This window comes from Microlunatus sp. Gsoil 973 (assembly GCF_009707365.1).
In the GTDB taxonomy this organism is placed as follows: Bacteria; Actinomycetota; Actinomycetes; order Propionibacteriales; family Propionibacteriaceae; genus Microlunatus.
Map to the genome: position 1 here is coordinate 4,516,518 of NZ_CP046122.1, position 15,579 is coordinate 4,532,096.

At 65.7% G+C, this 15,579-nt stretch carries 15 protein-coding genes; 10 read left to right on the forward strand and 5 right to left on the reverse strand.

From position 1 onward, the window contains the following. Positions 1 to 114 precede the first annotated feature (114 nt). The 9 genes from GJV80_RS21190 (at position 115) to GJV80_RS21230 (ending at position 8,663) form a co-directional block, all read left to right on the forward strand. Positions 115 to 951, forward strand: a complete 837-nt coding sequence (locus GJV80_RS21190; RefSeq protein WP_195909054.1) for a sugar phosphate isomerase/epimerase — start codon at positions 115 to 117, stop codon at positions 949 to 951. Further along, a complete protein-coding gene (locus tag GJV80_RS21195) occupies positions 948 to 1,976 on the forward strand; it encodes a zinc-binding dehydrogenase (RefSeq protein WP_154689593.1) in 1,029 nt (342 codons plus the stop codon). Before GJV80_RS21190 ends, GJV80_RS21195 begins: the two co-directional genes overlap by 4 nt. Further along, complete coding sequence (locus tag GJV80_RS21200; RefSeq protein ID WP_195909055.1) at positions 1,976 to 2,680, forward strand: ThuA domain-containing protein; 705 nt, start codon at positions 1,976 to 1,978, stop codon at positions 2,678 to 2,680. The genes GJV80_RS21195 and GJV80_RS21200 overlap by 1 nt, the downstream gene beginning before the upstream one ends. Then, positions 2,677 to 3,456, forward strand: coding sequence for an alpha/beta fold hydrolase (locus GJV80_RS21205; RefSeq protein WP_154689595.1), 780 nt, complete (start codon positions 2,677 to 2,679; stop codon positions 3,454 to 3,456). The genes GJV80_RS21200 and GJV80_RS21205 overlap by 4 nt, the downstream gene beginning before the upstream one ends. Next, positions 3,453 to 4,298: a sugar phosphate isomerase/epimerase gene (locus GJV80_RS21210; RefSeq protein WP_154689596.1), complete on the forward strand. Its 846-nt coding sequence runs from the start codon at positions 3,453 to 3,455 to the stop codon at positions 4,296 to 4,298. Before GJV80_RS21205 ends, GJV80_RS21210 begins: the two co-directional genes overlap by 4 nt. After that, positions 4,295 to 5,212: a sugar phosphate isomerase/epimerase gene (locus tag GJV80_RS21215; RefSeq protein ID WP_230207917.1), complete on the forward strand. Its 918-nt coding sequence runs from the start codon at positions 4,295 to 4,297 to the stop codon at positions 5,210 to 5,212. The genes GJV80_RS21210 and GJV80_RS21215 overlap by 4 nt, the downstream gene beginning before the upstream one ends. Then, on the forward strand, positions 5,197 to 6,912 hold the full coding sequence (araB, locus tag GJV80_RS21220) for a ribulokinase (protein WP_195909056.1): 1,716 nt from the start codon (positions 5,197 to 5,199) through the stop codon (positions 6,910 to 6,912). Before GJV80_RS21215 ends, araB begins: the two co-directional genes overlap by 16 nt. 20 nt (positions 6,913 to 6,932) lie before the next feature. After that, complete coding sequence (locus tag GJV80_RS21225) at positions 6,933 to 7,592, forward strand: L-ribulose-5-phosphate 4-epimerase (protein ID WP_230208455.1); 660 nt, start codon at positions 6,933 to 6,935, stop codon at positions 7,590 to 7,592. A gap of 105 nt (positions 7,593 to 7,697) precedes the next feature. Continuing rightward, positions 7,698 to 8,663 carry an IS481 family transposase gene (locus GJV80_RS21230; RefSeq protein WP_154689139.1) on the forward strand — a complete coding sequence of 322 codons (966 nt, stop codon included), beginning with the start codon at positions 7,698 to 7,700 and terminating at the stop codon, positions 8,661 to 8,663. A gap of 22 nt (positions 8,664 to 8,685) precedes the next feature. On the opposite strand, the gene GJV80_RS21235 is transcribed toward GJV80_RS21230, so the two are convergent. Genes GJV80_RS21235 through GJV80_RS21255 form a run of 5 tightly spaced genes read right to left on the reverse strand, consistent with a single transcriptional unit; the run spans position 8,686 to position 14,212 of the window. Further along, the gene (locus GJV80_RS21235) at positions 8,686 to 10,002 is read right to left on the reverse strand and encodes a sulfatase (protein ID WP_154689598.1); all 1,317 of its coding nucleotides are present in this window, start codon (positions 10,000 to 10,002) and stop codon (positions 8,686 to 8,688) included. After that, a complete protein-coding gene (locus tag GJV80_RS21240) occupies positions 9,999 to 11,036 on the reverse strand; it encodes a Gfo/Idh/MocA family protein (RefSeq protein WP_154689599.1) in 1,038 nt (345 codons plus the stop codon). The genes GJV80_RS21235 and GJV80_RS21240 overlap by 4 nt, the downstream gene beginning before the upstream one ends. Before the next feature lie 10 nt (positions 11,037 to 11,046). Further along, entirely contained in the window at positions 11,047 to 12,447 is a 1,401-nt protein-coding gene (locus GJV80_RS21245) for a sulfatase (protein ID WP_154689600.1), read from the reverse strand. Then, a complete protein-coding gene (locus GJV80_RS21250) occupies positions 12,444 to 13,430 on the reverse strand; it encodes a Gfo/Idh/MocA family protein (protein WP_154689601.1) in 987 nt (328 codons plus the stop codon). Before GJV80_RS21250 ends, GJV80_RS21245 begins: the two co-directional genes overlap by 4 nt. Positions 13,431 to 13,432: 2 nt before the next feature. Further along, entirely contained in the window at positions 13,433 to 14,212 is a 780-nt protein-coding gene (locus GJV80_RS21255; protein WP_195909057.1) for a sugar phosphate isomerase/epimerase, read from the reverse strand. 188 nt (positions 14,213 to 14,400) lie between these two features. Here GJV80_RS21255 and GJV80_RS21260 point away from each other — a divergent pair, with 188 nt between their 5' ends. Then, positions 14,401 to 15,540: a Gfo/Idh/MocA family protein gene (locus GJV80_RS21260; protein WP_154689603.1), complete on the forward strand. Its 1,140-nt coding sequence runs from the start codon at positions 14,401 to 14,403 to the stop codon at positions 15,538 to 15,540. Positions 15,541 to 15,579: the final 39 nt, after the last annotated feature.

Here is a 15,579-nt window from a genome sequence, read left to right on the forward strand (position 1 = left end):
GAGGAAAACACCGTGACCGACCGAACCCAAAGCGGGGCATCGAGTAACCGGCCCTCGCTTTCGTTCGGCTCCTGGGCATTTGCTTTCGGCCCTTTCGAGCCCGCCCCTTGGCCATTGCAACGGGTCGCGGAGTACCTTGCCGACGCAGGCTACGACGCGATCGAGATCAACGGTTTCCGTCCCCATCCCCACGACGAGGACTTCGACACTCCCAAGAAATGTGTCCCACTTCGCGAGCTGCTCGACGGTCTCGGCCTGGCCATCTCCGGGTACGCACCGGATTTCCGCTCGACGCCCCCCGCCGACGTCGCACTGGGGGACTATCTCGCCCGGATCGACAGCGCGCTCGCCTTCTGTCGGAACATGCAGATCTCAATTCTGCGGACCGACACGGTGTCGCCGCCCGGACCGATGGATGAGGAGCGCTTCGAACGGTTGATCACAGCCTGGCGGGCTGCCGCCGGCCACGCCGAGGACAGCGGAGTCAGACTGATCTGGGAATTCGAACCGGGTTTCTGGCTGAATCGGCCCAGCCAGGTGGTGCGCGCCGTCGAAGAAGTCGATCACCGGAACTTCTCGGTATTGTTCGACAGCTCCCATGCGTTCACGGGCGCGGTGATGGGGGCCCGGCAGGGTGCCGATCCGGAGATCCTGCCCGGCGGCGTCGCCGAGTACGCCCGCCTGCTGTCCGGGCACATCGGGCACCTTCATCTGATCGACAGCGACGGCTCCTTGCACAACGACGAGACGAGCTCGCACCTCCCGTTCGGCCAAGGCAGGATCGATTTCGATGAGTTGGTCGAAGCCATTCCCGACGAACTCTTCGCGCTGCCGTTCTGGACCGTCGACTTCTGCTTCTGTGAGACTGCCGAGGCCGACGGTCGTGATGCCGTTGGATTCGTCAGGGAGTTGCTCAACCACGCTGACGATCCACAGGAGGTCGTGCGATGAAGGCAGCCGCAATCACCGGGCCGGGGATGATCGACGTCACGGATCTGCCGGACCCCAGAGCCGGCGGAGACGTCGTGGTCGTGAAGATCCTGGTTGCCCCGCTGTGTACCGAGTTCAAACAACGACGCGACGGTCGACCGGGAGATCGACTCGGGCACGAGGCCGCTGGTGTCGTTGTCGACCCCGGATCGTCCACGGCGGTTGCTGTGGGAGACCGGGTCGTGGTCATGCCGCAATACGCGTGCGGCCGTTGCTGGCTCTGCTCCCGCGGGGAACACATCCACTGCCCGAACCAGCGCGATGTTCTCGCCGAGACCGGTTCTGTGGCCGGTGTCGGCACCATTGCGCAGTACGTCCTCAAGCCGGACTACCTGTTGATCAAGGTTCCTGACGACATCCCGCTGGACCATGCGGCAATGGCCTGCTGCGGGTTCGGCCCGACGTTCACCGCTCACCTGCGGCTCGGGACATCGGTACTGGACACCACCGTCGTCTCCGGCTGCGGCGCGGTCGGCCTCGGGGCAGTGCTCCAGGGAGCCACTCGGGGCTCCCGGGTGGTGGCGCTGGACACTCAGCCGTATCGCACTGAACTGGCTCGAAAGCTGGGCGCCGTCGAGGTCCTCGATCCGCTCAAGGTCGATGTCGCAGCGGCCGTCGAAGACTTGACGGAGGGCCGCGGAGCCGACGGTGGCATCGAAACCAGCGGAGCGCCCGGTGCCGCGGCGGCCCTCGCCGGGAGCATCCGGGTGCGCGGCGGGTTGGCGTTGGTCGCCTGGACGTCAGAGGTCACCTTCACCACACCGATCCCTGCCGGACTGGACATCTATTCCTGTTGGCACTGGAACCACGCCGTGAACCTGGCCGGCATGTGGTCGATGATCAGAGCCGCAGCCGCAAGGATCGACATGATGATCACCCACCGGCTCCCCCTCGATGCGGTCGGCGTCGCGATGGATCTCCAGGATCGCGGCGAATGCGGAAAGGTCATCCTGTATCCCTTCGGAGCCGAGGAGGTGGGTTACTGATGCCTTCGCAGATCGTGATGCTCGCCGGCGAGCCGGAATACCGGTCTCACCTGACCATGCGACCGATCGCCTCCCTGATGGAACGCGAGCTGGGTGCACGGGTCAGGTATCACACCCCGTCGTCGATACCGGATGAGCCGGACTTCGCCGAATCGTCCTTCGGCGATCTCAGCGACCTGGAGGATGCCGAACTGTTGATCATCTACACCCGCTTCCGGAGACTCCCGGACGATGAGATGAAAGCCCTGGAGTCCTTCCTCGAACGTGGGGGAGCCGTCGTCGGACTGCGCACCTCGACCCATGCCTTCCGGTTCGCCCCCGAGGAGCCGTGGGCCGACTGGAACCTCGGTTTCGGGCGAGACGTGCTCGGTTCACCGTGGATCAGCCACCACGGCCACGACTCCAGCACGGAGGTGACCCTGCGCGCCGACGCTCCGGTCGAGTTCGTCAGAGGGCTACCCGACCAATTCCACGTCCGCTCCTGGCTCTATCACACCGAGCTGCAACCGTGGTGCCGGCCGATTCTCGACGGCGCTCCCGTCGATCCACAGTGCCCGCCGACGCCGGGGCCCGTCGCCTGGTATGGGGAACCGGACAATCGACGCCGTTTCTACACCAGTCTCGGACATGCCGAGGACCTCCAGCAGGAACCCGTCCGACGGTTGCTGTGCAACGCCGTCGGCTGGGCCGTCGGGATATCATGATCACCGCCGCAGGGACGGCGGTCGAGCTGTCCTACACGGACACCGGGAGCGGTCCGGCGGTCATCCTGATCATGGGCCTCAACGCGTCCGGCGCTGCATGGCAGCCGCACGTTGAGCAATGGGAGCGCTCGTTCCGCTGCATCGTCCCCGACAATCGGGGCGCCGGTGCCTCGCCGGCGACTCCAGGTCCGTACCGAACCGCCGAGCTTGCCGAGGACTATGCCGACCTGATCGGCCGACTGGATCTCGGTGCCTGCAAGGTCGTCGGCATCTCCATGGGCGGCGCGATCGCTCAGGAGCTGGCGTTGAACCACCCGGAGCTGGTCGAGCGGCTTGTCCTTGTCGCCACCTGGGCGGGGCCGGACGCCTATGTCGCAGACGTACTGCGAGGGATCGGCAGGATCCGGACGCTTGCCGAGGAAGCCACCTTCACCAGCCATCTGCAGACCCTGATCTGGACGCCACGCTGGTTCGCCGGTCACCACCAGGACCTGCTGGCCGCCCGCAAGGTTCCGCCGGACGTCGGCGTCGCGCCCTTGCAGGCGCAGATCGACGCCTGCCTGCGGCACGACACCCGAGGCCGACTCGGCCGGATCGCTGCGCCGACCCTGGTCACCGCGGGAGGTGAGGACCGGTTCATCCCGCGGCACCTCTCCCGGGAGGTTGCCGATGCCATTCCCGACGCACGGTACGAACTGTTCGAGCGAACCGGACATGTTCATCACTGGGAGGAACTGGGCCGATTCAACGACCTTGTCGAGGAGTTCCTGTCATGATCGAACACAAACCGGATGCCGGGGCGAAGACACTTTCCGACCTGCGTTACGCCTGTCAGACCTACAGCTGGCAAATGAACCTGGCCACCTATCGCGGACGATTGGATCACATGATCTCCACCGCCGCGAAGGCTGGTTTCAGAGGATTCGAGCCGGAGGTGGTGATGTTGGGCGACGATTGGAGCCCGGCCGAACTCAAGGACACGCTCGACCGGCACGGTCTCGAGCTGGCCGCGCTTGTTCTGGTCGAACCGTGGCGGGGAGACCAGGAGTCTCCGGCCGAACGCGGCGACGCCGATACAGTGATCGATTGTGTCGCCGCGATCCCGGGCGCCAAGATCATCCTGTGTCCGGCACCCGGCGCAGATCGCCGTGATCTGGTCGAACGGCAAGACAACGCTCTCTCCTGCATGGCCGCCGTAGCCCGTCGGGCTGCGGACCGGGGAATCATCTGTAGCTTTCATCCCAACTCTCCCGGCGGATCGGTCTTCCGAACCGCTGAGGACTACCGACGAATGGCTGACCTGCTCGACCCCTTGATCAACCTGACGCCGGACCTCGGACACATCGCCCGCGGTGGAATGGATCCATTGACCGTCGTCACGGACTGGGGTGATCGGGTCGATCATGTCCACATCAAGGATCTGGCGACGGACGGCACCTGGGCCGAGATCGGCTCCGGCGTGGTCGACGTCCCCGCCGTGCTCGACCACCTCGCTTCCCGCGGCTTCTCCGGGTGGGTGACTTTCGAGGACGAATCGCCCAGCGCGGAGGACGATCCCGATGCCGCGGTCGCTCGAAACGGGAAATACGTGAGCCGACTGATCGGAGGTATGGCGTGACGGGTACCGCATCCTCACCGAGTCGAACCGACGAGCGCATCGTCGAAGCCCTCCCGATCGGGGTGAACACGTTCGTCTGGCATTCGCCCATCACCGACGAAACACTGCACACGACGCTGGAGAAGATTGCGTCCTGGGGCTATGAAGGGGTGGAGATCGCAACGGAGAACCTTGCCGACTGGGACCCGGACCGGGCGAGGCAGACCCTTGACAGCCTCGGGCTGCGTGGGGTGGTCGGTGGTGTCTTCGGTCCGGGCCGGGAACTGACCTGTGCAGCACCCGGAGTGATCGAGGAGACCCAGGGCTACGTCCGTGGCGCGATCGACCTGGCCGCGCGGGTCGGAGCTCCGTTGGTGATCGGGCCGATGTACACGTCGGTCGGCCGCACCTGGCGGATGTCGCCCGACGAACGGCGGACCGCAATCACCACGTTGCGCGAGTCGTACCGGCCCTTGGTGGACCACGCCGCGTCGCGCAGCGTCCGGCTGGCCATCGAGCCACTCAATCGGTACGAGACAAGTCTGCTGACCACGGCAGAGCAGGTGATGGATGCCATCGATCCGCTTCCTCGCGAGGTGATCGGCGTGAACCTGGACAGCTATCACATGAACATCGAGGAGGGCGACCTCGGTGCTGCATTCGATGTTGTCGGCGACCGGCTGTTACATATGCAGGTCTGCGGCAATGACCGGGGTGCGCCGGGAGATGATCACATCGACTGGCCGGCGGTGCGCAGCGGCCTGGAGCGGGTCGGCTACCGCGGAATGCTCGGCTTCGAATCGTTCACCGCCGACAACGCCTCGATCGCAACAGCAGCGTCGATCTGGCGTTCCTTCGCGCCGAGCCAGGATGATCTTGCCCGGCGCGCTCTGGAGAACCTGCAACGTTGGCGGCGACCATGGAACCTCGGCTGACGTCCGCCCAGCACCATCCCGGATCAGACGTCGATGCGAAAGCTGTCGTTGTCGGGATCGACTTCGGGACGTTGTCGGGGCGCGCGCTGGTGGTACGGGTCACCGATGGTGCAGAGCTCGGCTCAGCAGTGCAGCCCTACCGCAACGGCGTCGTCGATCGAACACTTCCGGTCACGGGTGAGGTGCTGCCGCCGGATTGGGCGCTGCAAGTGCCCGACGATTACCGGGACGTACTTCGCCGAGCCGTACCGGAGGCAATCAGGGCGGCAGGTGTCGATCCCGGTCAGGTGATCGGGATCGGGATCGACTTCACCGCCTGCACCATGGTTCCGACTACAGCCGACGGTACGCCGTTGTGCGAGCTGACCGACTACACCGACCGCCCGCATGCCTACCCGAAGCTGTGGCGGCACCACGCCGCCCAGCCGCAGGCCGAACTGATCACCAGGATCGCTGCCGAGCGGGGTGAACCATGGCTGTCCCGCTATGGCGGGACGATCTCCAGCGAGTGGGAGTTCGCCAAGGCACTCCAGATCCTGCAGGAAGACCCGACGACATACGCGGCGATCGACCGATGGGTCGAAGCCGCGGATTGGATCGTGTGGCAACTGACCGGGCGCTACACCCGCAACGCCTGCAGTGCAGGCTACAAAGGAATCCTGCAGGAGGGCCGCTACCCGTCCCCGGACTTCCTGTCGAGGCTCGATCCGGAGTTCGCCGGATTCGTGGCCGACAAGCTCGAACAACCGATCATCGGTCTTGGTGAACGGGCCGGGCGGCTCACCGCACAGGCGGCATCCTGGACCGATCTGCCTGTGGGCATCCCGGTGGCCGCCGGAAACGTCGATGCGCATGTCACCGCTGCCGCCGGAAATGCGATCACGCCGGGCCAACTGGTGGCGATCATGGGTACCTCGACCTGCCACATCGTCAACGGCAGCGGGTTCTTCGAGGTTCCGGGAATGTGCGGCGCGGTCGTCGGTGGTGTGGTCTCGGGCTTGTGGGGTTACGAAGCCGGCCAGAGCGGAGTGGGTGACATCTTTGCCTGGTGGGTGGACTGTTGTGTTCCGGGCTCCTATCGCCAGGAGGCGGATCGGCGCGGCATCGGTGTCCACGAGCTGCTCAGTGAGCTGGCTGAGCAGCAGTCGCCCGGAGAGCACGGGCTACTTGCGCTTGATTGGCACAGCGGGAACCGGTCGGTGCTGGTTGATCACGATCTTTCGGGCCTGCTCATCGGACAGACGTTGGCCACAAAGGCTGAAGACGTCTATCGGGCGTTGATCGAGGCCACGGCCTACGGATCCCGCATGATCGTGGAGGCGTTCAACCGATCGGGCGTTCCCGTCGAGGAGTTCGTCGCTGCCGGCGGTCTGGTCCGCAACCGAATGCTGATGCAGATCTATGCCGACGTGCTCGGCATGCCGGTGTCGATCATCGGGTCCCGACAGGGGCCCGCGTTGGGCTCGGCCATCCACGCTGCTGTGGCCGCGGGCGCCTATCCGGACGTACCCGCCGCTGCATCGGTGATGGGCAGGCTGGACAAGTCGGTGTACGTCCCAGACCCCGAACGGGCGGCCCGCTACGACGAGCTGTACAGCGAGTACGTGCAGCTGCACGACTACTTCGGGCGGGGCCAGAACTTGGTGATGCACCGGCTCAAAGACATCCGCCGCCGAGCCAGAAAGGGGCGTGCGGCATGAGCCTCGCGATCGGCTCAGAGTTGATCAACGCTGTCCGCCGCGAGGTCTGCGAGCTCAATGCCGAACTGGCCCATCGCGGGTTGGTCTGCTGGACCGACGGCAATGTATCCGCGCGGGTGCCCGGGGCGGATCTGCTCGTGATCAAACCGTCTGGTCTCGACTATGACGCCTTGACACCGCAGGCGATGCCGGTCTGTGATCTTGACGGCAGGCTGGTCGACGGGGAGTTCGCCCCGTCGTCCGACACGGCAGCCCACGCCTATGTCTATCGTCATATGCCTGCCGTGGCCGGAGTGGTTCACACCCATTCCAGCTATGCCACTGCGTGGGCAGCCAGTGGTCAGCCGATCCCCTGTGTGCTGACGATGATGGCCGACGAGTTCGGTGGAGATGTACCGGTGGGGCCGTTCGCCCTGATCGGCGACGACTCGATCGGGCGCGGCATCGTCGAGACCCTTGGCCGGCACCGATCTCCGGCGGTACTGATGCGCAACCACGGCGTTTTCACTGTCGGCGTGAGCGCCCTGGAGGCGGTGAAGGCTGCGGTGCTGTGCGAGGAGGTGGCCAGGACGGTCCACCTCGCCCGGCAACTCGGTGAGGTCGCGCCCATCGATCCGACAGCGATCGACGCGCTCCACGCCAGATACCAGAATGTCTACGGGCAAAGAGCAGAGCGCTAGTTGTACTCGGCCGGGACGTTGATGACACTCCGCGTCGGTTGTTGACCTGAGGAGGACCTCCGGGTGCGGTGGAGATAGCCGTCTTCACCGTTCCAGGAGGTCCTCGTGTCCCACCGTAACGCGCGTTTGAATGTTCGTGGCCGCAAGCTGTTGGTCGAACGTGTCTGTGACCAGGGCTGGAAGGTCGCCCATGCCGCGAAGGCTCAAGGGGTGTCCCGTCAATGTGCCAGTCGCTGGGTTGGACGGTATCGAGCTGAGGGCGAGGCCGGTCTGGAAGACCGGTCCTCACGTCCGCATCACTGCCCGAACCGGACTCCGGTAGCGGTGGAGAACAAGATCATCGAGCTGCGCCGGAGCCAACGGCGGGGCCAGGACTGGATTGGTCCCGAGCTCGGTGTCCCGGCCCGCACCGTGTGCCGGGTCCTGCGCCGTCGCCAGATTCCTTACCTGGCCGACTGTGATCCGTTGACCGGTGAGGTGATCAGAGCCTCCAAGACCACCACAACCCGCTATGAGCGCGATCGTCCGGGCGAGCTGGTGCACATGGATGTCAAGAAAATAGGCAAAATCCCCGATGGTGGCGGCTGGAAGGCCCACGGCCGGCAGATGGGCTCAACCGCCGCAGCGAAGAAGGCCCGGATCGGCTACGACTACGTCCACTCGCTTGTCGATGACCACTCCCGGCTGGCCTACTCCGAGATCCTGGACGACGAGAAAGGACCTACCTGCGCCAGCTTCCTGGCGCGCGCCGCGCAATACTTCGCCGATCACGGCATCGACCGGATCGAACGCGTGATCACCGACAATCACTGGTCCTATCGCCGATCAGCCGACCTCGCTGCTGTGATCACGACGATCGGCGCCAAACACAAGTTCATCAAGCCGCACTGCCCGTGGCAGAACGGCAAAGTCGAACGCTTCAACCGCACCCTGGCCATCGAGTGGGCCTACCACCAAGTCTTCACCAGCAACGCCGAACGCGCAGCGGCCCTTGCGCCCTGGCTCAACCTCTACAACACTCGACGCCGACACACCGCACTCGGCGGGCTCCCACCGATCAGCCGGCTGTAACCAATCTCGTGGCCGGGTACAGCTAGTCGGTGGTTTCGCGGAGCCTGGCCAGGCGGCGCTCCATGAACCTGTCGTAGGGCAGGCTCAGCCCACTGGTCAGGATCGGGTCGGCGCCATCGCCGACCTCGGCGGTCCGCCACGCGTCGAGCTCGGCGAGCAGAGCCGCGGTGATCTCCGGACGGGCAGCCGCGACATTGCAGCTCTCCGTCGGGTCGACACCCAGGTCGTACAACTGCGGATCGGGCCGGCGCAACCGCCCGTAGAGGTCAGGCAGTGGGCGGCCGTCGGCGTCCTCGGTGATCGGCAGGATCAACTTGGCCGATTCGGTACGCAGTGCCAACGACGCCTGTCGGCTGGACTCGACGCAGACGATCCGCTCCCGTCGGCGGCCGGCGAGCGCGTCCTGCCCGGTGATCGGGTACTCCGGCAGTGGCAGGTCGGCGAGCGCGCAGAGCGTCGGCAGGACGTCCTCGGTGGAGGTCATCGCCTCGACCCGTCCAGCCGGCTCACCGGGCACCCGGAGCATCATCGTGATCCTGGTGACGGCGTCGTACAGGCCGTGGTGATCGAAGTACAGACCTCCCTCACCGAACGCCTCACCATGATCGGAGACCAACAGCACGATCGCGGGCTCGGGTAGTCCGGCGAGCAGCCGGCCGATCTGCGCGTCGACCTGGCTGATCTCCCCGTCGTACTGGGCAACGACATAGGCATAGTCCTCGTGCCGCAGATCCATCTCGGCCAGGAAGGCCGTGTAGTACTCGGGATGGATCGCCCGCACATCGGCGAGGTCGACCGGACCCGACCCCGGCTGATAGTGCATGGTGTCGTACGGCGGCCGCGGACCGTACGGCGTGTGCGGATCCCAGTAGTGCACGAACAGGAACGTCGGCCCGTCGCCCGCCTGGTTCGCCAGCCGCAGCGCTCGATCGGTGAGGTCGGCGCTCTGCTCGCCGAACGGTTGGTAGACGAAGCCGGTGTAGAAGTCGTAGCCGCGGGCGAACCATGCTCCGCGTCCACCACCCTGTACGACCAGGTTGTCGCAGCCGATCGTGGTGTAGCCGGCCGCCTTGGCCAACTGCGGCAGCAAGCGCGTCGATCCGGCCAGATGCTGCCCCGGGTGGGTCAGGACGCGATGCCGATAGGGATGCAACCCGGTGAGCATGGTGGTGAAGGACGGCGTGGTCGGTATCCCGGCAGCGAAGGCACGATCGAAGACAAGCGACTCCTCGGCCAGCCGGTCGATGGCCGGCGAGGTCGGTCGGGCATAGCCGTAGCAGCCGAGATGATCCGGGCGCAGCGTGTCGACCGCGATCATGACGATGTTCGGACGCGTCATAGCGCGATGCGACGTCCTTCCTCGGCTGACCGGTAGGAGGCCAAGATCATTTCGACGCACACCCTGCCGTCGGCGGCCGTGGCGATCGGTCCCCGCCTGCCGTGCAGGTAGTCGACGACCGGGCGGGCGACGGCAGCGATCCGGTCGCCCTGCTGGGTCTCGGCCGGAAGCCCGAGGTCGTGCCAGCGTGGGTCGTCGGTGCGATAGATCTTGAGCGCGATGGGGCTGGGCGGCCGCGGCACGGACGAGGACGGCAGATCGCCGTAGTTCTGAATGATCACGCCCTGGTCGCCGTAGATCTCTGTTGTTGCCTCGGCGGCCAGCGTGGTCGAGGAGTTCTCCAGGATGCCGATCTCCTTGTCGGCGAAGCGGAACAGCGCGACACCGTTGTCATCGGGTGCGACGTCGGTGATCACGTTGTCGATCTCGGCCATAACGCTGACCGGTCGGCCGAGCATCCAGTAGAACCAGTCAGCGGCATGTGACGCGTCGTCGGCGAACATGCCGAGGTTCGCGACGGGATCGATGTGCCAGTTGCCCGGCCGGGCGAAGGCGGGATCGAGCAGCATCGGTATGGCATGCCGTCGGCGTACGACGGCGATCTTGCCGACTGCACCGTCGTCGACCAGTTGCTTCATCCTCTGGTTCACCGGGTCACAGCGCATCTGGTAGCACATGCTGAATCCGACGCCGGAGCGCTGTACCGCGTCGACGATCAGGTCGCAGTCGGCAAGGGTCAGCGCCATCGGCTTCTGCAGCAGCACCGTCTTGCCCGCCTGCGCCGCGGCGACGGCATGTTCGGCATGCCGATTGGTCTGGCTGGTGACGAACACGGCGTCGATGTCGTCCCGAGCGAGCAGCATATCGAGCTCGGGCTCGAAGGCAAGCTGGTGTCGGTGACACGCCTGCCGGCCGCGTTCGGCATCGTCGTCCCAGCCGGCGACGGCAACCGCATCGTCCATCGCCGCGATGGCGTCGAGGTAGGCGTGTACGTGGGCGTGGGCGAAACTGACGACGCCGAGCCGAACCGCCATCACACCACCTTCAGCACGTGCCGGCGTTCAGCTCGTTCGGATCGGGAACGGTCGCCGCCCGGGACCCGACGCGTTCGTGCAGCGGCGTCGCGCCGGCGCCGACCGTCTCGCCGGGGATCGGTTCACCGATCTGCGTGGCACACAGTCCCTGCACTGCAACGGGATCGGCATCCCGGCCGGTCTCGACCAGCCGCCTGGCGAGCCAGGCGTCGAGCCGCTGCTCCAGATCGGCCACCACCTCCGGGCGCGCATCGGCAACGTTGTGCTGCTCGTCCGGGTCGGCCGCCAGGTCGAACAGCTCCTTCATCGGTCGTCCGTGCCGGTCCGGCTCGATGGAGCGGATCAGCTTCCACCGATCTGTTCGCATGCCGCGCTTGACCTGCCAGGTCGCCTCGGACAGGAAGACCTCGGAATAGTTGCCGTCGCGCGCGCCGTACAGGCACGGCAGCAACGACAGTCCCTCCATGCCCTCGCGTTGCGGGATTCCGGCAAGATCAAGAACGGTCTGAGCCAGATCGAGGTTCTGCACCATTCCGGGGACCCGTCGCCCGGCAGGCAGTGTGCCGGGCATGGACATGACCAACGGAATGCGCACCACCGCGTCGTACAGTCCGTGATGGTCGAAGTAGCCCAGTTGATCATTGAGCACCTCACCGTGGTCGGCGGTGATGATCAACAACGTGTCCTCGCGCACCGGGCCGAGCCTGGCGAAGACCTCGGCCAGCTGCTGGTCCATATAGGTGATCTCGCCATCGAAGAGGTTGATCACGTAGTCGGCGTCGGTGACGCCGGGCATCCAGTCGTGGAAGTACCACTTGAACGGCTCCCAGGACCACGCCTCGTCCAGGCTGTGGTTGTCGACGTCGTACGGATCCCGATCCTCGGGGTAGTACAGGTCGCGGTAGCCGGGCGGCGGCAGCAACGGTGTGTGCGGGTCCCAGTAATGCAGGAAACAGAAGAACGGCCGAACGTCTGCGATCAGTTCGTCCAGCAGCGGAAGCGCCACGGCGTTGACCGTCTCGGCCTTGGCCAACACGGTAGGGTCCGAGCGATCCCACTCGTAGGTCCGGTACGTCTGGTAGCCGCGGCTGAAGTGTCGGCCGAGGTTGTCGACAGCACCGGTGGCGTACCCGTTCTCGGCCATGATCTCCGGCAGCAGTCTGATGCCGTCGCGGATCGGAACGCCGCCGCCGATGTTGACGATGTCGTGGGTGATGGCCTCCTTGCCCGAGTACATCGTGGAGAAGCTGGGATGGGTCGGGATGTTGGGTGCGATGCAGTTCTCGAACAGCACGCCCTGACGGGCGATCGCGTCGATGTTGGGGCTGGTCGGCCGGTTGTAGCCGTAGCAGCCGAGGTGGTCGGCGCGCTGGGTGTCGAGCGCGATCAGCACGACGTTGGGCGGCTTCACCCGTTGACCTCCTCGATGGTGCCGTTCTCCCAGGACCGGATCGCGCCCTCGATGACCTCCTGCGCCGCAAGGCCCTCGTCACCGGAGCCGTCGATCGGCCCACCGGCGGCGACCTGCGCGACGAAGGCATTGATGCGGTTGTCGAAGGTCTGGGAGAACGCCGTCATGCCGCCCATGATCGAACTGTCGACGACCAGCTTCTCGGGTGAGTTGCGCGGGAAGAATTCCAAGCGTTGGAAGACGTTCTCGATCACGAACCGGCCGCCGGACCCGCCGACCTCGCAGCGCTCGATCGGGTGCAGTCCGCTGGCGTCATAGGAGCCGGTGAGGTGGCCGACCGCTCCGCTGGCGAATTGCACGTTGATCGACGCATTGGACCAGATCTGCCGGCCCGGACCCTTGTGGCAGAACGCCTGAACCTTGCGGATCGGCCCGCCGAAGTAGCGCATCACGTCGATCGAATGCGAGTGCAGCGCCCGCAGGTGGAACCACGGGGAACTCTCGTTGGGATTGTTGATCCACAGGTTCATGTTGACGAAGAGCACGTCGCCCAACTCGCCGTCGGTCTGGAGTTTCTTCGCCCGCTCCGCAGCCGGGGTGAATCGGTGGTTGAGATCGACTCCGAGCAGCAGCCCGTGTTGTTTCGCCGCGGCGACCATCTCCCGGGCTCGTTCGATGTCGTTGGAGATCGGCTTCTCCACCAGCACGTGCTTTCCGGCCGACAGGAGTGTCATTGTCGGCTCGTAATGGTGGCCGCCGTTCTCCGGGCCGGCGGTGGCCACGCTGACGGCGTCGATCTGCTCGGACCGCAGCATCTCGTCGAGGTCGTGATAGGCGGGGACGCCGTACTCCTTCGCCACCGGGTCGACCCGTTCGGGCAGCAGGTCGCAGAGTGCGACGAGTTGGGCGTCGGGGTTTGCGTCGTAACAGCGGGTATGTGTTCGGCCGATGCCTCCGAGGCCGACGACGGCGACGCGCAGCATGATCAGATCTCCTGTAGACAGCGATTGAGGTAGCCGCGGGCTTCGGCAGCCACGCTGCTTGCCTGGGCGAGCGTGTAATCCCTGGCGCCGATGATCTCCAGGTTGAGCGGCCCGGTGTAGCCGACACTCTCCAGTGCGGCGAGCGTGGCAGGCAGGTCGACGATGCCTCGGCCCGGGATCTGGGTCGGTGGTGGGCCGACCTGGCGCTCGCGGGAGCCGCAGTCGCGGAAGTGCGAGGTGAGGATGCGTTCGCCCCAGCGGTGGGCGATCTCGGCCGGATCCTCATCGGCGCGGAAGAGGTGACTCGGGTCGAAGTTCAGCCCGAGAGCAGGTTCGCCGACCTCCTCCATCAGCCGCATACCGGTGGCGCCGTCATAGATCGCCTGGCCGACGTGCGGCTTGACCGCGAGCCGTACATCATGATCATCGGCCAACTTGGCCAGATCACGGATGTGCTCGACCGCAGCCTTGGTCGAGTCCTCGTCACCGGCCGTGCCGCCCGAGCCGATGTTGACGATCCGGATGTCCAGGTCTCGTGCCAGCCCGAAGATGCCGCGCAGCCGGTCGGTGTCGGTGCTGGCGGCCTCGATCGCGGTCGCCGTGAGCCCGCGACTGCTGATCAACTCCTTGATCCGCGGCGGATCACTGTCCAGTGACAAGTGCTCGCACATGCCGACGATGGCGGCCAGCTCCACGTACTGGTAACCGGCGAACGCGATCTGGTCCAGCGCGGTCTCCAGATCGACCGAGCCGAACAGGACGGTGTTGCATCCGAGCTTCATGCGTCCTCGCATTGGTTGCAGCGACATTGATTGCAACGTTTCAAAAGCTAAGCAGAACATACGGCATCCCGTACTGCGTGTCAATGAACTGCGCCGCCGGAATGATTCGCATTCGGAACGACAATGAGTCGACGACCGGATGGCGATGATCATGGCGAGAGGGGTGATCATGGTGATAGGACGAACGGATGAGTGCTCCGGCCGGAATCACCGTGGCTGTCGTCGGGCTCGGGTTCGGACAGGATTTTGTCCCGATCTACCTGTGTCACCCGGATGTGCAGCGAGTCGTTCTGGTGGAATCCGATGCGCAGCGTCGTCGCGAAGTGGCACACCGGTACGGCGTCGAAGAGGGGTATGACGACATCGGCCGGGTACTCGCCGACCAATCCGTCGACGCGGTTCACATCCTGACGCCGGTCTCCACCCACGCCGATCTGGTGGTTGCGGCACTGGGCGCCGGCAAACACGTGGCAAGTGCCGTACCGATGGCGACGACTCTTGATGATCTTGATCGGATCATCGCCGCGGAGCAGGCGTCCGGTGGAGGCTACATGATGATGGAGACCGCTGTCTTCGGTCGCGAATACCGCTACGTCGAGCGGCTGCACCGCGCGGGGGAGTTCGGACCGCTCACCCTGTACCGCGGCTTCCACGTCCAGAACCTCGACGGCTTCCCCGGCTACTGGCAGGGTTTCCCGCCGATGCATTACCTGACCCACGCGCTGGCGCCGGTGTTGGCCCTACTCGATACCGGAGTCGCGACGGTCACCGCCCGCGGCGCGGGTCGGCTGAGCGCGGAGCGGACTGGCGGAGGCTTCGACAACCCCTTCCCGGCCGAGGTCGGGTTGTTCGGGCTCCGCGACAGTGACGTATTGGCCGACATCACGATGGCGTTCTTCCAGACCGGACGCAGTTACATCGAGGGCTTCGCCGTGTACGGCGAACGCCTCGGCGTCGAATGGCCCGACGACAACCAGGGGCCGCTGACGATCCACCGGATGACCGGCCCACCGGAAGGCGGCCGCGGCAACCAGGTCAGCGTCCGGCAGATCGAACCGCCCGACGACGTCGAGTCGCTCCCGGAAGCGCTGCACCGCTTCGTCCGACCAACCCGGCTACGGCTGCCCGGTATGGCCGCCCCGGTGTCGATCGGAGCCGGCCACGGCGGATCGCATCCCTTCCTGGTCGACGAGTTCGTCCGCAGCATCGTCGAGGGGCGGGCATCGGCGATCAACGCCCGAATCGCCGCGCGCTGGACCGCGCCCGGCATCTGCGCGCATCAATCCGCGCTTGTGGGTGGCGCCGAGGTCACCGTTCCCGACTACTGATCGACATATCCGATGATCGACGCATCCGACGACCGCCGA